Consider the following 18660-nt stretch of genomic DNA (forward strand, 5'->3'; position numbering starts at 1 on the left):
GTTTTTCAGATTCTGAATTCCAGCGCTTGGTTGGTGTACCTCGACCAGTTTTTAGTGAAATGATCGAAGTTTTAAAAGAAGTAGAATCACTTAAAAAGAAATCTGGGCGTCCTCATACTTTAGCTATAGAGGATCAATTATTATTAACACTCAATTACTTACGGAATTACAGCACTCAATTGGAGTTGGCTGCAAATTACCATATCGCTGAAAGTAATGTGAATCGAACCATTAAAAAGGTTGAAGATGCATTGATGAAATCAAGACGGTTTACTCTGCCAAAACGAAGCATTACCACAGCAGACGAACAGTTTAACTGGGTCATTATTGATGCGACAGAATGTTCAATAGAACGTCCGAAAAAAAAATCAGAGTAAGTTCTACAGTGGTAAAAAGAAGAAACATACGCTAAAAGCACAAGTGATCTATCATCCGAACAGCAAACAAATCATAGGGCTAGATATATCGAATGGCAGTCAGCATGACATTAAATTGGCAAGAAGAACGGTTAAAAAATTCAAACATTGTAAATATGTTATGACCGATTTAGGGTACTACGGATTAGAGCAAGATGGCTTTAAATTATTGATGCCAATAAAGAAAAAGAAGAATTTACCCTTATTTGATGTTGAGAAAAAGTACAATAAAATGATTGGAAAAATACGAGTTGTGATCGAACATATTAATAGTCAATTGAAAACATTTAGAATATTAAGTGAACGCTATCGAAATAGACGGAAAAGATTCGGTTTACGCATTAACTTAATCGCTGCACTGGTAAATCGGATGAACTTGCAATAACGACTTTCGCAAGAGGTCTAATATTTCAATTTAAAAATTAAAATAAATAAAGTTTAACATGTTGATAATTTTCTACCCTTTTAGACCAACTCATATTAGAATTCCGCAACCTTATTGTCTCCCACGTCTCTATGAAAAAGTTTTTAGGCAATTCTATCTTCAAAGCAGTTGGTTGGACCTATGATGTAGATCCTACAATTCTTGAAAAAAAACAAGTAATTATTGGGTTCGAGCACACTTCTAACCTTGATGCGATCTTATCAATCGCTCTGTTTCAAATCTTAGATTTAAAAATTCATACGCTAATTAAAAAAGAGCTTTTTAAAGGCCCAATGAAGCCCATACTTGAAAATCTAGGCGGTATTCCGGTAGACCGTAAAGCAAGTAAAGATATTGTTTCTCAAATGGTCGAAAAATTTCAAAGTAATGATACCTTCAATCTAGTCATTGCCCCTGAAGCAACTCGTGCAAAAGATGGATCTGAGCGCAAACCTATTCGTACAGGTTTCTGGCATATTGCAAAAGCTGCGAATGTTCCAATTGTACTGATGTATGCAAATGCAAGAACAAAGAAAGGTGGCATTTTAGGTAAAATTTACCCTTCAGATTTGCAAAAAGATCTTGAAACAATTAAAGAACTTTATGCGCAATATGATATTGATGTGAAGATTAACTAATTTGTTCTGTAAGCGCTTTTAAGACTAATTTTTTACTTAAATTTAGGCCTTCTAAGCGTTGCTAATTGGTTAACAAAACATAGGACAACAGTTTTCAAGAAAACCATGCCTATGATAATATTCTGTCACTTTTGCATTTTTTAATTTTTGGAGTTCACTTCCATGGCGGGTCATTCTAAATGGGCCAATATTAAGCATCGTAAAGCTAAACAAGATGCAAGTCGCGGTAAAGTTTTTACTAAATATATTCGTGAAATTGTGACTGCTGCCAGACTTGGTGGTGGAGATGCTGCTAGCAACCCTCGCCTTCGTGCTGTTGTCGAAAAAGCACTTTCAGTCAACATGACACGTGACACCATTAACCGTGCAATCCAACGTGGTGTGGGTGGTGAAGATAATGATGATTTAAAAGAAGTAACTTACGAAGGTTATGGCGTTGGTGGTGTTGCTGTCCTTATTGAAACAATGACAGATAACCTCAACCGTACAGTTCCAGATGTACGTCACTGTTTCAGTAAAACAAATGGTAACTTAGGAACTGCGGGTTCTGTATCTTATCTATTTACTAAACGTGGTGAAATTACTTTTGAAGATGTTTCTTTAGAAGACAAAATCATGGAAGTAGCTTTAGAAGCAGGTGCAGAAGATATTGAAGTTTCAGAAGATGAAATTTTAGTAATTACTTCACCAGAGACTTTTGGTGAAGTTCAAGATGCTCTTGCTGCCGCAGGTTTAAAATCTGATAATGCAGAAGTTGTGATGAGTCCATCAACAAAAGCTGAAATTACAGATATTGACCAAGCAAAACAAATTCTTAAAATGATTGATATGTTTGAAGATCTTGATGATGTACAAAACGTTTATACAAACGTTGAATTCTCGGAAGAAGTTTTAGCTCAATTAGATGCTTAAACCAAACATTGAAATTAAAAACGCACCAATTGGTGCGTTTTTCTATAGTTTATTTAATAAGTTATAACAGTTAAATACATTGTACTTTTTGATGACAAAGCTCGAATGTAGAGCGACTACATTGTCAATTTTACCAATGCGTCTTAATAAAATTTCGCTATAGTCATCCATATTGCGCGCCACTAATTCAAGAATGAAGTCAGCACTTTGACCCGTAACTAAAAATGCATTTGTAACTTCAGGAATAGCTTCAATTTCAGAAAGAAATTTATCGAAGGTTTCACTATCATGTTTACTTAAAGAGACTTGTAGCAAAATATGCAAAGTAAACCCTAGTTTGCTAAAGTTAATTTCTCTTTTAAGCTGCCCCATGATATTAGCTTCAATCAAATGCTTAATACGGCGATGGACAGAGCTAACTGAAAGATTAATCCGTTCTGAAAGCTCATTCAAATTCAGGTCTTCATGAGACAAAATTTCCAGAATTTGTTTATCAAAACGGTCAAGCTCCATCCTTTTCTCCAAATAGCATTTTATATAACTTAACAGTATATCCTAAAGCCAAGCCCACTTTAAAAATCAAACCAGATTAAAAATAGGAATAAGCTTTACTTTAATATCTTGAATCAAGTCTGTGCCTGTTAACTGTGCAGTAGCCTGGCATTTATAGCGCATTTGAAATCGCTATAGCGTTATATTTTTTTAATGTTTCACTTAGCACATCAGCAAAAGTATATCTTATTTCAAAAATCTCAAGCTTTATTTAATAAAATCAGTAGTTTTAAAATTTTTTAAAAAGTTGGCACTGTTTTTGTTATGCACATACGGGAAAACTTTATCCGATGTGGGGAATGCTTGTGAAAAATATCAAAACTTTAGTTCTAGCAATGACTACTATTAGCCTAACAGGTGTAGTTATGCCAGCCCATGCAGCTACTGACGCAGAAGTAGATGCTTTACGCAAAGAGGTTGGTGAGTTAAAACAACTTGTGCAGCAATTATCAAATCAGCAAAAAACAGCATCAGCAGTAAATACTCCAACAGTTTCACAAACGACAACCGTAGCTAGCTCACCAGCTCCTCAGAGCAAACCAGATTGGATGCAAATGCCTGATGGACAGACTCAAGTTAAGCTTTATGGAAATGTACGAGTAGATGCCACTTATGACTTTAAAGGTTCAAATGGAAGCATTTCAAATGCAGCCAACTATCCTTTAAACAAAGATGATCCAAGACAGGACTCGCTAAATGTATCTGCAGCAACCACACGTATTGGTTTAGATATCACCCGACCTACGCAATATGGCGATTTAACCGGAAAAATTGAAGCCGACTTTATGGGCGGTAATGGTGACAATGGTAGTGGAACTTTCCGTGTACGCCATGCCTATATGTCTTTAGGTAAATGGTTAGCAGGTCAAACCACTTCACCCTTTGTAAATACGGACACATCCCCAGAAACATTAGACTTTACTGGCGCAGTTGGTACAGGAACAACGCGTACAGTACAAGTTCGTTATACACAGCCTATTGATGCACAACAAAAAATATTATTTGCTTTAGAAGGTGGTGATGTTGAAAAAGTAGGAAATGTGGCGGGGGGAAGCCGCTTCCCCGCTCTAACCACTCGATATGATTTTAAAACTGCTGATAATAAAGGCTTATTACAACTTCATGGACTTGTTCATGAAAACCGAGTAGCACCTAAGGATAGTACGTCTGAAGAAAAATTTGGTTGGGGTGTCGGCATAGGTGGAAAATATGATATTACCCCTCAAGATAGCGTAGTTGCCAACTATTATCATGTTAAAGGTGATGGACGATATTTGTCTTATAGCAACTCTGCCTATGCATATGACACGGCGGCTCAAGACATCCAATTAGGTGAATTTGATAGCGCAGTGATCGGCTATCAACGTAAATGGAATCCAATATTACGCTCTACTTTCGCAATTGGCGGAGTTCAATATAAAGATGACAACACATACGCAAATAGTAATTTGACTAATACCAGTTATAACAAGGAAATTTATAATGCACTGGTAAACCTAATCTGGAACCCTGTCAAGAATATTGACTTAGGTGCAGAATATACCTATGGCCAGCGCAAAACATTTGCAGATGATAAAGGCGATTACTCACGCATAAATTTATTAGCAAAATATAATTTCTAAAAACTTAGAAATAAAAAAGAGCCTTTATAGGCTCTTTTTTATTGTTGTATTTAATGCATTGCCTGAATTTTCTGCAAGAAAAGTTTAGCACGCTCATGACGAGCTTCTAAATTATCAAAAAATTCATTGGTTGGACAATCTTCAAGAATTTTACCTTCATCCATGAAAATTAAACGGTTAGATACGCGTTTAGCAAAGCCCATTTCATGGGTAACACACATCATGGTCATACCTTCATGAGCAAGTTGCACCATAACTTCAAGCACTTCACCTACCATTTCAGGGTCGAGTGCCGAAGTAGGTTCATCAAACAACATACAGACTGGGTCCATAGATAAACCGCGAGCAATTGCAACACGTTGCTGCTGACCACCAGAGAGTTGTCCTGGAAATTTATCTTTGTGAGCAAGTAACCCAACTCGTTCTAAATACTTAAGCCCCTTTTCACGCGCTTCGGCAACTGAACGTTTTAACACCTTCACTTGAGCAATGGTTAAATTTTCCAAAACAGTCATGTGCGGAAAAAGTTCAAAATGCTGGAACACCATTCCTACACGAGAACGGAATTTCGCCAGATCAGTTTTTGGATCTTTTAATGAAACCCCGTCAACAATAATGTCACCTTGCTGAAATGGTTCTAAAGCATTTACAGTTTTAATGAGCGTTGATTTTCCTGAACCAGATGGCCCACAAACAACAACGACATCACCTTTTTCAATACTCGTCGTGCAATCTGTTAAAACCTGAAAATCACCATACCATTTAGAGATATGTTGGATGTCTATCATTGGCATTTAAAATCTCCAATTAGCGAATGATGGCAATTTTTTTCTGTAAACGTTTGACTAATTGCGATAGCACAAACGAGCTACAGAAATACACCACAGCGACGATTAAGTAGAATGTTGCTTTCGTTTCAGGGCCATATGTATTAGCCAATGTATCTGCACGACCTAAGAAGTCCGGAGCACTAATAACATAAACTAATGACACGTCCTGAAACAGAATAATAGTTTGAGTGAGTAATACTGGGAGCATATTACGGAAGGCCTGCGGTAACACTACATAACGCATAGATTGCCCATAGGTAAACCCTAAAGCGTAGCCTGCATTGACCTGACCTTTTGAAATAGACTGAATACCAGAACGTACAATTTCCGAGAAAAATGCAGCTTCAAAAATAGCAAAGGTTACAACACTCGAAAATAATGGCCCCCAATAAGTATCTGATTGAAACTCAAATATTTTTGGTAACAAAAAATAGAAAATAAAGATGACCTGAATTAATGGAATACCACGAAATAGATCTACATAGAACTTTGCAAAGTTACTTGCAATGGTGCTGTTAGATAAACGCATCATTGCTAATGGAGTTCCAATCAGGATCCCCCCCATCATCGCAAGCACCGTTACCGTAAGCGTGAAGATAAAACCTTCTTTTAATGCAGCAATAACATCAGGGTTATGTAGTAGAGAAAAATCCATAATTATTTTCCTCCCGAACCTAAACCTGGTACAGCCATACGTTTTTCAATCCATGCCATCACAAATTTAATGGTGTAGGTAATGATTAAATAAACCGGCGTAGACAGAATAAGAATGATAATGTCCTGAGAAGTTTCTTCTCGCATGGTTTTGGTGTAAGCAAAGAAGTTCAAAACACTTAATGCATATAGAACAGCAGAGTTCTTGAAGACATTCATTGCTTCTGAAGTAATGGTTGGCCATACCGTACGATATGCAACTGGTAAAATCACATAACGATAACTTTGCGCTGTTGTAAAACCCATTGCAGAAGCGGCAAATTTTTGTCCACGAGAAACCGTGTTAATCCCCGCTCTTACATGCTCAGAAACACGTGCTGCGGTATATAGACCCAAAGCAAAAACGCCAATAACAGCAGGATGATGATTTAAAATATTTTTCCACCAGCCACCTGCTACGACGTCCCCACTTCCGGCACTTAAACTATCTGGTAAGAACTCCGGGAATACAAAAGCCCAGAAGAATAACTGTACAATTAAAGGAATATTACGGAATATTTCGACATAACAGTTGCCGATAAAAGCAAGCGGTTTATTGGGTAAAGTACGAATTACCCCGAGGAGAGAACCTAATAAAAATGCGATAAGAAAGGCTACAACGGCAGTCCATACCATAGTAAAGACACCAGAACCTAACATTTGTAACCATGTGGGCGCCTCAGAATAGGCATTGTAGCTAGAGCTACCAATGACTTTACAAACTGATTCTGCCCATGCGGCTTTATCGACACCATATTCATTAGACTCCGCACAGAATATAGTCCAGTTTAGCGAGCCGACTGACATGTTTGCCCCTTAAATGAATATCTTAGAAAATAGACCACTTGTGCAAATGAGGTTTTACACTTGCACAAGTAAATTTAGGACAAAAGGATCTGGTTAGATTCCTGCATCTGTTGGGTGAGCTTTAAGTTTTTTGTAAGATGAACTTGGTTGCATGTTCAAATTAGTATTTTTTGGTGGGATTGGCGATAAGAACCATTTCTTATATAAAGCGTCCATTTGACCAGTTTTCCATAAATTATTTACGGTACGGTCGGCAATTGCTTTAAATTTTGGATCATCTTTTGCAATCATGATGCCATAAGGTTCTGATGAAAGTACTGGCCCTACAATTGCGAACGCTTTTGGTGTAGATGACTTAGCAATTAGTCCAGCTAAGATATTGTCATCCATAACAAATGCTGCGGCACGACCAGATGCCATCATGGCAAACGAGTCAGAATGGTCTTTACCATAAATGTTTTGTACATTAAGTGACTGACCTTTTTCATTCATTTTAATGTACTTGTCTGATGTTGTACCTTGAGTCGTAACGACCGCTTTACCATTTAAATCAGCTAGACTCTTAATACCAGAGTTGGCTTTAACAGCCATACGCACTTCTGTTGCATAGTAGTTTGTTGAAAAACCAACTTGCTGCTGACGTTGTTTAGAGTTTGTAGTTGTACCACATTCCATATCAATATTGCCGGCTAAAAGCTCAGGAATACGTGTTGATGAAGTTACTGCCTTGTATTCAACTTTTAAACCAGGCATTTTCAATTCTTTTTTAATATCATTTGCGAACTGGTTACAAATGTCGACTGCATAACCTACCGGTTTACCTCCAACAACGTATGAAATCGGGTCGGATGATTCTCGGTGACCAATAACGATTTTTCCAGTACTTTTAATTTTAGCTAATGTATCTGCTGCCTGAATTTGAGAAGTAGCACCAACCGTACAAAGCATAATTGTTGAAACAATGAGAGAGGTTGCAGAACGTTTCATAAGAACTCCTTGATGATCATTCTCTCTATTTGTCTACAGAATCATTCTTGTAGAGAAATAGAGCGATTTATTATTAAATTGCAATTATCGAGCCAACTTTTCCAAGCAGGACTCCATCCATTTGCTTCACTTATTATTCATCTGTTTCGCAGAATTAATACCTTTAAAACTGCTCACATGTTTCTACTTTAATCTATGTTTTAATCTTCTGTCTATTATTAAGCTCATCTATTTACACTTAAATGTGGCAAATATTGATTACAATGTAAACATATGCACAATAAAGTCGCTTAAATTTTTCTAAAAACAGTTTTTAGAAAAAGATTATTTTTTAATAAAAAGAAAAAGCAAACTTATTAAATAGTTAGAACAACGTGGATTAATTTTCTCAAAATAAGATAAATCATCAAAATAATATTTATAAATGTTTTAATAAAATCCATTTATAAAATTGATAGTAATATTTTTTACAATTAAAATGCTTTTAGAAATATGAAAAAAAGGCCCGATTTATTTCGAGCCTTTTTATAAAACCTATAGATTAAATGCCTCTCCAATCAACGCGGGCATTTCTTTCAGTTTGATAGATTCTTAAAACATATTGTCCAAGTGGCAAATCAAGTAAACTTTTTTGATAATTGCTCCACTCTGGAGACACCTCTTCATCCTCTTCGGGTTCCCATGGCGTACCTTTTATTTCTAATAAAGGTGCAAGCATAGAACATACTGAAATATCAGCGAGGCTTAATCGGTCTCCAACCATATAACGTCCTTGATTTTCAATAAGATACTGATTCAGTTCATTGATGAGTTCATCCATACGCTCTTTTGACTGGCTCACCACTTCCCCTTCAAGCTTATAGTTCTTTTTTACTAAAGTTTTGAGGAAAGGTTTTGATATTTTTTCAAACTGACGCAAGTAACCTTGTTCGCCCATCATAATCTCGAGAGCATGGTCGCCATGGGCTAAAGTATGCGCTAGTGCCCAACGACGTACATGCACACCCAGTTCATCTGCCAAACTATCAATCTTAAGTGTTTGCTGCCTAAGTTGCTCATCACGGCGTAAAAGTGCATGTTCTGGATAAGTATCATCCAGATAAAGCGCAATTTTAGTTGATTCAGCAATCCAGCGATGGTCATCTTTCAAAATCGGCAATAAGTTTTGCCCTGTTTTGAGTTGTGCAAAAGCACGATGAAAGCCAGGAATCAAATTATGTGCAACGTAATCAAGTTCTTTATGGTCTAACAACCAGCGAGCTTTTTCACAATAATGAGATAAAGGAAACTGATACAAAACCCGCATAAAATCTCCACGTTTATTTTTATTTGACTATTCGTACAAAAATCGTCTTCGGTAAATAGATACTTTAGAAGCTATTTTTAATGAAAACAATGGATATTGTGCTCATTTTTCACTGACAGTTAGGTCTATATTTTTTATATCTTTTTTTACCGTACTTATAGCTCTTTTTCATATTAAAAAGGCTTTAGTAATTCATTTTGCAAATAAAAATTATAATTCTTTGATTTTTAATATGTTTCTATATCTCTATTTATCTATTAAAAATCAAAAAAAGTGCTTTGCATTTTTATTCATAAGCTGAGCATAAGTCTTCGTTTAGTGGAAAAATATTTCTTTTGTAAGGTAATGACAGCAATACAAGGTGTCATTATGTCTAATTCTCTATCTAAAACGACGGCATACGTCCAAGTCATTCAAAATGATCAACAAGCGATTAATGCTGCTTATCAAGTGGCTGATTTTGCTTTAGAGGGTCGTAATACACGTGATCAACAACGCCAACTTCCTTATGAGCAAATTGAAAGTTTTAGCCAAAAAGGTTTAGGTGGAATTCGCATTGCAAAAAAATATGGCGGTGCATTTGTTTCCAATAAAACACTGGCACAAGTTTTCCGTATTTTAAGTAAAGGCGATGCAAATGTTGGTCAAATTCCACAAAATCAGATTAGCCTGTTGAACCTGATTGAAATCATGGGTACAGAACAACAAAAACAATTTATCTTTTCAGAAATATTAGCTGGTAAACGTCTTGCCAACGGTGGTCCAGAGCGTAATACACATGACTCAAAAACACTAAAAACTACCCTTACCATTGAAAATGGAAAATATATTTTAAACGGCGAAAAGTTTTATTCGACAGGAACAAGCTTTGCGCATTGGCTCGCAATTAAAGCGGTTCATCCTGAAGGTCATGTTGTTTTAGTGATTGTTAACCGAGATGCTCAAGGCATTGAAGTCATTAATGACTGGAATGGGTTTGGTCAGCGTACTACAGCGAGTGGTACGGTTAAATTAAATCAAGTTGAAGTTAATCCTGATCTTATTTTTGATGAACGCTTATTAACACAAGTTCCTACCTATCGCGGTGCGTATTCGCAGTTATTACAAGTGGCAATTGATGTCGGTATTGCGGAAGCTGCTTTTGAAGATACTTTATCGACTATACACAAAGCACGCCCAATTATTGATGCAAATGTTGAAAAAGCCAGCTTTGAACATTACACACTGCAAGAAATGGGTAAGTTAAATATTTTACTCGACGCAGCAATTTTACTGCTTGATGAAGCTGCTGAATATTTAGATGAACTTGACCAACTTGAAAATGTGACTGATGAACAAGTAGCTAAAGCTTCAATTTTGGTTGCTGAAGCAAAAGTCTACGCCAATGATGCGGCTCTACAAATCTCTGAAAAACTACTAGAGCTAGGTGGTAGCCGTTCAAGCTTAAGCCAACACAATTTAGATCAACATTGGCGAAATGCCCGTGTACATACCTTACACGACCCTGTTCGCTGGAAATTACATGCCATTGGCAATTATTACCTTAATGGTCATTTCCCTGCCCGCCATGCCTGGATTTAAGGAGCAATTGTCATGACTTCATATCAATCAGTTCAAACCAAACAAACATCGGTATCTGGTCAAGCACATATTATTCAAAATGATGCTGAAGCTTTAGAAGTAGCCAAACAATTTGCCGAACAATTTAAAAAAACCGCAGTTGAGCGAGACGCTAAACGAATTTTACCGTATACCGAAATTGATGCATTGAGCCAGTCTGGACTTTGGGCAATTACAGTACCCAAGCAATATGGAGGTGCGGAAGTTTAAAGCCATACCGTTGCCAAAGTAATTGCGCTTTTAAGTGGTGCCGATGGTTCAATCGGACAAATTCCACAAAACCATTTCTATGCATTAGAAGTGTTACGTAATACGGGCACAGAAGCTCAGAAACAACGTTTATATGGCGAAGTGCTAAATGGCACTCGCTTTGGTAATGCACTTGCTGAGTTTAAAACCAAAACTTCAACCCATAAACAAACCAATATTCGTCCGCATGAAAATGGATATCTCATTCAGGGTGAAAAGTTTTACTGCACAGGAAGTTTATTTGCTCACCGTATTCCAACCTTAGTTTTAGATGATGCAGGTCGAGAGTATCTAGCCTTTGTAAAAAGTGGTTCACAAGGATTGAAACTTGTTGATGACTGGTCTGGTTTTGGACAGAAAACCACAGGTAGCGGAACGGTTAAATTTGATCAGGTTTTTGTAGATGCAGATGATGTCATTCCTTTTGATACTGCATTTTTACAACCAACCTTAGTCGGTCCTTTTGCCCAAATTATGCATGCATCTATTGAGGTAGGCATTGCACGTGCAGCCTTTGAAGAAAGTTTGCAAAGAGTGCATCAAGCTCGCCCATGGATTGATTCAAATGTAGAAACTGCAAACCAAGATCCTTTAACGATTTATGAATTAGGACGCATTGCGGTAGATGTACGAGCTAGTGAAGTCCTATTAAAACAGGCAGCTCAATCAATTGATGCTGCAAAAATTGAAACCACACCTGAAAGCATTGCTAAAGCATCCATCGATGTTGCAAAAGTACGTGCTCATAGTACCGATATCGCACTCAAAGCATCGTCTAAGCTGATTGAACTTGCTGGTAGCCGTGGTAGTCAGTCTCAAGATGGCCTAGACCGTTTCTGGCGTAATGCGCGAGTACATACCTTACATGATGCTGCACGATGGAAATATTACTTTATTGGGAACTATGTTCTTAACGGTGTTCTACCACCTCGTCGGGGGACATTGTAATGGCAGACTTTAAAGCAAAAGAAATTCTACTAAATGCCTTTGATATGAACTGTGTTGGTCATATCAATCATGGCTTATGGACACATCCACGTGATGAATCACATCGTTTTAACGAATTGAGCTACTGGACAGAACAAGCCAAAACCTTAGAAAGTGGTTTATTTGACGGTTTGTTTATTGCGGACATTACAGGTGTGTATGACGTCTATCAAAATGGTATAGATCTCACTTTAAAAGAGTCCATTCAGCTTCCGAGCCATGACCCGTCTACACTTATTTCAGCTATGGCAACAGTTACACAAAACTTAAGTTTTGGTGTCACTGTGAATTTGAGCTATGAGCATCCGTATCAGTTTGCACGCCGCTTTGCGAGTCTCGACCATTTAACTCAAGGTCGTATTGGCTGGAATATCGTGACAGGTTATTTAGATAGTGCCGAACGGTTAATTGGTCAAAAAGGTTTAAAAGACCACGATGCTCGCTATGAACAAGCCGAAGAGTTTTTAGAGCTCTGCTATAAATATTGGGAAGGATCTTGGGAAAACGACGCCGTTAAAAAAGATAAAGTACAGCGTGTTTTTACAGATCCATCTAAAGTTCACACTATTCACCACCACGGAAAATATTACCAAAGTGAAGGTGTGTTTCAGGTGTCTCCTTCTGTGCAACGCCCCCCGACACTGTTTCAAGCAGGTGCTTCACCAAAAGGCATGCAGTTTGCGACTCGTCATGCTGAGTGTGTATTTATTGGCGGCGACAAACCCGAAAAAATACGTGAACAAGTGAAAAAGATTCGTGATCTTGCAGAACAACAAGGCCGTTCAGCGGATGACATTAAAGTCTTTGTCGGTATAACCGTTGTTGTGGCCGAAACACATGATCTGGCCGTACAAAAACTTAATGAATATCGTCAATATGCAAGTCCTGAAGCAGGCCTCGCACATTATGCGAGTTCAACAGGCATTGACTTAAGTAAATTTGCTGACGATGAAGCAATTCCTTACCAAAAAAGTAACAGCATTGTTTCGATTACCGAAAAATTTAAAGAACAGCAAATCACAAAAAATGACTTAAAAGCTCAACATGTTTTAGGTGGCCGTTATCCCCTTATCGTGGGTAGTGGCGAAGAAGTTGCTGAATACTTAATTCATCTTTTAGATGAGACTGATATTGATGGCTTTAATTTGACACGTACAGTTGCGCCTGAGTCTCACCACGACTTTATTCGCTTGGTTATTCCTGAACTACAGCAACGTGGTCGCTATAAAACTGCATATAAAACGGGTTCACTACGGAACAAAATTTTTAATCGGGGTGATCAATTACCAGAACAACACCCTGTTCAAGCGTTCCGATGTAGTCCCTATAACAACAGCAAAAACCTAACAAAAATTGAAGAAATAACCGCTTAAATTTGGAGATAGACATGGCTCAAACAGCCTCTAAAAAATGGCTAGGCGTAGGCTTAGTCGTTGTAGTCCTTTTTGTTGCTTTATTCTTATGGAATAAACATCGTCAAAGTGGCTCAAATGAACTTGTGATTGGCATTAGTCCACCATTTGCAAAACCTTTACAAGCTGCTGCCGATGAAGCAAAAAAACAAGGTTTAAATGTAAAACTGGTTGAGTTTTCTGACTGGAATACCCCAAACATTACCTTAAATCATGGGGATATTGATGCGAACTTTTTCCAGCATCAACCTTTCTTAGACAATGCAATTAAAGAAACAGGCTTTAAATTAAAGGCATTTGCAGTAGGTGCAGCGTCACATGTAGGACTTTATTCAAAGAAATATAAAAGCCTTGATGAAGTGCCACAAAACGCACGTGTAGTCATTCCAAATGATCCAGTGAATCAAGGTCGTGCACTACTACTTTTACAGCAAGCTAAATTAATTACGCTTAAAGATTCAAACAATCATTTATCTGCACTTAAAGATGTAGTTTCAAACCCTAAAAATTTGCAATTCGTAGAGGTTGAAGGGCCACAGACTGCCCGTGCGATTGATGATGTTGACTTGGCTTTTGGCTATCCACATTACTTACGCTTAGCAAAAACAGCTGACCCTAATAGTGCGCTTTTACTTGATGACAATACCAATAAGCGTTATGCCATTTTGTTTGTAGTGCGTGATGACTATCAAGATAAGGGCGACAAACTAAAGAAATTTGTTGAGATCTATCAAAACTCGCCAAAAGTTAAAGCTGTGTTAGACGCTGAAATTGGGCCAAAACTTTGGTTCCCTGGCTGGAAGTAATAACGGAAAGATTATGGCGATTCAGTTCAAACAGCATAAGCCTTGGTTACTCGGAATTACGATTTTAATCGTAGTTCTGGGCCTCGTCGGTTACCGTTATATTAAAAATAAACAAACCGATGATGTTTTAACGATTGGCATTAGCCCGCCTTATGCTGAGCTATTACAAAGCGTTGCCAATGAAGTAGAAAAGCAAGGCGTTCATGTCAAGCTTGTTGAATTTTCTGATTGGCGGGCACCAAACGTTGCCGTACAAAACGGTGATATTGATGCAAACTTTTTCCAGCAAAGCGTATTTCTACGTAATGCTGTTAAAGAAACGGGCTATGACTTACATGCATTTGGTGTGGGCTCAGGAAGTCATGTCGGTTTATATTCAAAAAAATATAAATCACTTGAAGAATTACCTTCAAAAGCACGTGTGGCTATTCCAAATGATCCAGTCAATTTAGCTCGTGCTTTAATTTTATTGCACCGTGCAGGTTTAATTCAGCTTAAAGACATAAATAATGAACTCTCAACAACCCAAGACATTATTGCAAATCCTAAACAACTGAGCTTTGTTGAAGTTGAAGGCCCTCAAACTGCACATGCATATAATGATGTCGATTTAATTTTCGGCTTCCCCCACTACTTAAAAATGGCAAAGGTAACCGACCCACATAGCGCATTATTTTTAGATCCAATCGATAAAAAATATGCAATTTTGTTTGTGACCCGTCGCGATTACCAAGACAAAAACCAAAAACTTGCAACCTTTGTTAAAGCATTCCAGAACTCAAAACAAGCACAAGACATTCTGGATAAAGACTTTGGTAAAGGTTTGTGGTTTCAAGGCTGGAAATAAGGAGAATGGCAATGGTGAGTTTTGGATCACAAGTTGATTTTTCTCTACCTCATATCAAAATTCGTGGTTTAAATAAGTTTTACCAATCTCAAGGTCAAAAACTGCATGCGTTAAAAGAGATTAACCTTGATATCCCACAAGGTAAGATTTTAGGCATTATTGGTAAAAGTGGTGCGGGAAAATCTTCCCTACTCCGCACTTTAAATGGCTTAGAACAAGTAAATACTGGCAGCATTCATATTCATCAACAAAATATTGCTGAATTGAGTCATGCTGAACTCATTCAAACCCGCCAGCGCATTGGAATGATTTTTCAACATTTCAATTTGATGTCTGCAAAAACGGTCTGGGAAAATGTGGCATTGCCCTTAAAAGTTTCCAATTACAACAAAGCAGATATCGACCAACGTGTAAATGAAGTTCTGGCACTCGTAGGTCTTGCAGATAAATCTAACTATTATCCATCACAACTTTCTGGCGGACAAAAGCAACGTGTTGGTATTGCACGTGCACTTGTTCACCACCCTGAAATTTTACTATGTGACGAGGCGACATCAGCACTCGACCCTGAAAGTACTGCCACTATTTTGGCTTTACTTAAAAAGATTAATCAGGAACTTGGCCTCACCATTGTATTAATTACTCACGAAATGCAGGTCATTCGAGAAATTTGTGATCAAGTCGTTGTGATTGATCAAGGTGAGATTGTAGAGGCTGGACAAGTTTGGTCGGTATTTTCACGACCAGAACAACAAATTACTCAAGAACTGTTAAACCTTGAGCAAATTACCCTGCCTTTTAAAATCAGCCCTCTACCCGATGAAAATTCGACGCATATAATCCTAAAACTGAAATATGAGGCGGAAGCACATCAGGTTCCGGATATTCAAGAACTCCTTGCTAGATTTAAAGCACCAGTCAATTTATATCAAAGTCAGGTGGATACCATTCAAGGGCATATTATTGGCTCGCTTTTAGTTGGTATTCCTAACGTAGAAATTGATCTTTCATCTATACAACAAGATGCATTAACAGCAAATGCACAATTTGAGGTACTTGGCTATGCAAGACCAGCTCATTGATTTATTAATTACTGGAACTGTAGATACCTTACTCATGGTAGGTGCATCTGCATTTATTGCTTTTTTAATTGGCTTACCTATTGCTGTTGTTTTAGTCAGTACTTCTGAACATGGCATTCACCCGTCGCAAAAGATTAATCAGTCTTTGGGTTGGGTCATCAACATTACTCGTTCTGTACCTTTTCTTATTTTAATGGTTGCACTTATTCCTCTTACTCGCTGGATTGTCGGCACAAGTTATGGCGTATGGGCAGCGGTGGTTCCACTAACTATTGCCGCCATTCCATTTTTTGCGCGTATTGCAGAAGTCAGCTTACGTGAAGTCGATCAAGGCTTAATTGAAGCAGCACAAGCCATGGGTTGTAACCGTAAACAAATTATTTGGCATGTACTTTTACCAGAGGCTTTGCCGGGTATTGTGGCAGGCTTTACAGTGACTATTGTGACCATGATTAACTCATCTGCGATTGCTGGTGCTATTGGTGCGGGTGGCTTAGGAGACATTGCTTATCGATACGGTTATCAACGTTTTGATATGCAAATTATGTTGGCTGTAATTTTAGTGCTCATTATTTTAGTCATGTTAGTACAAGCGACTGGCGATGCATTAGCCCAGCAACTTGATAAACGTAAAGTTTAAAAGTAATACACCCCTGCTCTAGCCATGACTTTGTCATGGCTTTCATGTAAAATCAGCGACAATTTTTAATTTACACATTTGTGAGTGGTTTTCATGGGTTTTAATTGCGGTATTGTTGGTCTGCCAAACGTAGGGAAATCTACCCTTTTCAATGCATTAACGAAAGCAGCGATTGCAGCGGAAAACTTCCCTTTCTGTACCATTGAACCAAACACAGGTATTGTTCCTGTACCAGATCCACGTTTAGACAAACTTGCTGCGATTGTTAAACCACAGCGTATTTTGCCAACCACAATGGAATTTGTGGACATTGCAGGTCTTGTTGCTGGTGCCTCAAAAGGTGAAGGTTTGGGTAACCAGTTCCTTGCTAACATTCGTGAAACTGATGCGATTGCTCACGTTGTACGTTGTTTCGAAGATGAAAACGTCATACACGTAAATGGCAAAATTGATCCGTTAGACGACATCGCAACTATTAATACTGAACTTGCACTTGCAGACCTTGAAACTGTTGCTAAAGCAATTTTACGCTTAACTAAAGTAGCTAAAGGCGGTGACAAAGAAGCTGTAGCAACTAAAGCAGTTTTAGAAAAAATTCAACCGTTGCTTGACGAAGGTAAACCAGCTCGTGCAGCTGATTTGTCTGATGACGAGCGTAAATTAGTTCGTGGTTTTGGTTTAATGACTTTAAAACCAACTATGTATATTGCAAACGTTGCAGAAGATGGTTTTGAAAACAACCCACACTTAGAAGCAGTTAAAAAACTTGCGGCTGAAGAAAACGCTATCGTTGTTCCTCTTTGCAACCAGATTGAAGCTGAAATTTCATTATTAGAAGATGAAGATCGTGCTGAGTTCTTAGAAGCAATGGGTATGGAAGAACCTGGCTTAAACGTGGTTATCCGTGCAGGTTATGCGCTTTTAGGTTTACAAACTTATTTCACTGCCGGTGTACAAGAAGTACGTGCTTGGACAGTAAAAGTTGGTGCAACCGCTCCTCAAGCAGCTGGTGTGATTCATACCGACTTTGAAAAAGGCTTTATCCGTGCTGAAGTTGTTGCATACGATGACTTCGTACAATACAACGGTGAGAACGGCGCTAAAGAAGCTGGTAAATGGCGTTTAGAAGGTAAAACTTACGTCGTTCAAGACGGCGATGTTATGCACTTCCGTTTTAACGTTTAAGTTAAAGCTAAAAAAGCCCCAATATATTGGGGCTTTTTTTATATTTAATGACTTAAATCCATCGCCTCTCGTTTACTACGGGCCTCTTGTAGAATACGCGCATGCAAAGGCTTTCTAAAACCTAGCATAAATATAAATTCTGCCAATACAAATAATGGACCTATCGCAAGTCCTATTACATCATCAACAAAAGCAGGTTTTTTCTTTTCAAAATAATGACCTACAAACTGAAACACCCATCCCACTACAAAGAAACCAATACTTGCAGCCAACCATTGTCCTAAAGAAAGCTCGGCAATTTGACTCGCCAATGGATACACAGCCACCAATATAATGAGCATGATTAAGCCAAAAACTTTATCTAAAAATAAATAGTAAATTGAGCTTATTGCAATCAACACTATGGCTAAAGTGAGTTTAAAACTGTAAATGTCTAGTCCAGCTCTTGCTGTTAAACATAAAATTGAAAATACAATAAGCGGAATACCAACAAAGTGCGTCAAAATATTTTGATGATTTAAATGATAAGCCGCATATTGGCTCAGTTTCTGTTCCAGATTTGACATAAGTTATTCCCTATTCACCTAACTATAGCCATACTGTACAAATAAGGAAAATTTAAAGTTGTCAGCTATTTGACAAAGT

The 18660-nt window shown here is 37.8% G+C and carries 18 protein-coding genes and 1 pseudogene; 12 read left to right on the forward strand and 7 right to left on the reverse strand.

Annotation, left to right across the window (positions count from 1 at the left end; all coding sequences use genetic code 11):
* The 3 genes from J671_RS25205 to J671_RS16845 form a co-directional block, all read left to right on the forward strand.
* Positions 1-801 (forward strand): IS5-like element ISAba27 family transposase gene (locus tag J671_RS25205; RefSeq protein WP_152534347.1). Its coding sequence is split into 2 segments (ribosomal slippage), with 800 coding nucleotides annotated over them: positions 1-359 and positions 361-801; the frame shifts between segments, so codons are not numbered across the junction. This gene is flagged as partial in the annotation.
* Positions 802-932: 131 nt separating this feature from the next.
* Positions 933-1478, forward strand: a complete 546-nt coding sequence (locus tag J671_RS16840) for a 1-acyl-sn-glycerol-3-phosphate acyltransferase (RefSeq protein ID WP_004887551.1) — start codon at positions 933-935, stop codon at positions 1476-1478.
* Positions 1479-1640: 162 nt separating this feature from the next.
* Positions 1641-2390, forward strand: coding sequence for a YebC/PmpR family DNA-binding transcriptional regulator (locus J671_RS16845; protein WP_002050219.1), 750 nt, complete (start codon positions 1641-1643; stop codon positions 2388-2390).
* 42 nt (positions 2391-2432) lie between these two features.
* On the opposite strand, the gene J671_RS16850 is transcribed toward J671_RS16845, so the two are convergent.
* Positions 2433-2903, reverse strand: a complete 471-nt coding sequence (locus J671_RS16850; protein WP_004887554.1) for an Lrp/AsnC family transcriptional regulator — start codon at positions 2901-2903, stop codon at positions 2433-2435.
* Positions 2904-3247: 344 nt separating this feature from the next.
* Between J671_RS16850 and J671_RS16855 the strand changes: the two genes are divergently transcribed.
* Positions 3248-4564 carry a DcaP family trimeric outer membrane transporter gene (locus J671_RS16855; protein WP_193786244.1) on the forward strand — a complete coding sequence of 439 codons (1317 nt, stop codon included), beginning with the start codon at positions 3248-3250 and terminating at the stop codon, positions 4562-4564.
* Between the two features lie 50 nt (positions 4565-4614).
* On the opposite strand, the gene J671_RS16860 is transcribed toward J671_RS16855, so the two are convergent.
* The 5 genes from J671_RS16860 to J671_RS16880 all read right to left on the reverse strand — a co-directional run bounded on the left by J671_RS16860 (position 4615) and on the right by J671_RS16880 (position 9187).
* On the reverse strand, positions 4615-5358 hold the full coding sequence (locus J671_RS16860) for an amino acid ABC transporter ATP-binding protein (protein WP_002049786.1): 744 nt from the start codon (positions 5356-5358) through the stop codon (positions 4615-4617).
* Positions 5359-5371: 13 nt separating this feature from the next.
* Complete coding sequence (locus J671_RS16865; protein WP_002049960.1) at positions 5372-6049, reverse strand: amino acid ABC transporter permease; 678 nt, start codon at positions 6047-6049, stop codon at positions 5372-5374.
* 2 nt (positions 6050-6051) lie between these two features.
* Positions 6052-6894, reverse strand: coding sequence for an amino acid ABC transporter permease (locus tag J671_RS16870; protein ID WP_004709206.1), 843 nt, complete (start codon positions 6892-6894; stop codon positions 6052-6054).
* A gap of 93 nt (positions 6895-6987) precedes the next feature.
* Positions 6988-7881 carry an amino acid ABC transporter substrate-binding protein gene (locus J671_RS16875; protein WP_004709208.1) on the reverse strand — a complete coding sequence of 298 codons (894 nt, stop codon included), beginning with the start codon at positions 7879-7881 and terminating at the stop codon, positions 6988-6990.
* A gap of 541 nt (positions 7882-8422) precedes the next feature.
* Complete coding sequence (locus J671_RS16880) at positions 8423-9187, reverse strand: glutathione S-transferase family protein (RefSeq protein ID WP_004887559.1); 765 nt, start codon at positions 9185-9187, stop codon at positions 8423-8425.
* 345 nt (positions 9188-9532) lie between these two features.
* Between J671_RS16880 and J671_RS16885 the strand changes: the two genes are divergently transcribed.
* From J671_RS16885 to ychF, 8 genes and pseudogenes are all read left to right on the forward strand, one after another.
* Complete coding sequence (locus J671_RS16885) at positions 9533-10768, forward strand: SfnB family sulfur acquisition oxidoreductase (protein WP_023188367.1); 1236 nt, start codon at positions 9533-9535, stop codon at positions 10766-10768.
* Between the two features lie 12 nt (positions 10769-10780).
* Positions 10781-12004 (forward strand): annotated as a pseudogene (locus tag J671_RS0104735) (SfnB family sulfur acquisition oxidoreductase).
* Positions 12004-13416, forward strand: coding sequence for an LLM class flavin-dependent oxidoreductase (locus J671_RS16890; RefSeq protein ID WP_031959687.1), 1413 nt, complete (start codon positions 12004-12006; stop codon positions 13414-13416). Before J671_RS0104735 ends, J671_RS16890 begins: the two are co-directional and overlap by 1 nt.
* 14 nt (positions 13417-13430) lie before the next feature.
* The gene (locus tag J671_RS16895; RefSeq protein ID WP_004887570.1) at positions 13431-14261 is read left to right on the forward strand and encodes a MetQ/NlpA family ABC transporter substrate-binding protein; all 831 of its coding nucleotides are present in this window, start codon (positions 13431-13433) and stop codon (positions 14259-14261) included.
* A gap of 13 nt (positions 14262-14274) precedes the next feature.
* Positions 14275-15108: a MetQ/NlpA family ABC transporter substrate-binding protein gene (locus J671_RS16900; RefSeq protein WP_004887572.1), complete on the forward strand. Its 834-nt coding sequence runs from the start codon at positions 14275-14277 to the stop codon at positions 15106-15108.
* A 5-nt stretch (positions 15109-15113) separates the two neighbouring features.
* The gene (locus J671_RS16905) at positions 15114-16190 is read left to right on the forward strand and encodes a methionine ABC transporter ATP-binding protein (RefSeq protein WP_079377084.1); all 1077 of its coding nucleotides are present in this window, start codon (positions 15114-15116) and stop codon (positions 16188-16190) included.
* Complete coding sequence (locus J671_RS16910; RefSeq protein WP_004887575.1) at positions 16171-16830, forward strand: methionine ABC transporter permease; 660 nt, start codon at positions 16171-16173, stop codon at positions 16828-16830. Before J671_RS16905 ends, J671_RS16910 begins: the two co-directional genes overlap by 20 nt.
* 93 nt (positions 16831-16923) lie before the next feature.
* On the forward strand, positions 16924-18015 hold the full coding sequence (gene ychF / locus J671_RS16915) for a redox-regulated ATPase YchF (protein WP_002050104.1): 1092 nt from the start codon (positions 16924-16926) through the stop codon (positions 18013-18015).
* A gap of 44 nt (positions 18016-18059) precedes the next feature.
* Here ychF and J671_RS16920 read toward each other — a convergent pair whose 3' ends face one another.
* On the reverse strand, positions 18060-18581 hold the full coding sequence (locus tag J671_RS16920; protein WP_004887576.1) for a DUF962 domain-containing protein: 522 nt from the start codon (positions 18579-18581) through the stop codon (positions 18060-18062).
* Positions 18582-18660 lie beyond the last annotated feature (79 nt).

Origin of the sequence: Acinetobacter sp. 1130196 (assembly GCF_000588095.1) — a bacterium.
Taxonomy (GTDB): Bacteria; Pseudomonadota; Gammaproteobacteria; order Pseudomonadales; family Moraxellaceae; genus Acinetobacter; species Acinetobacter nosocomialis.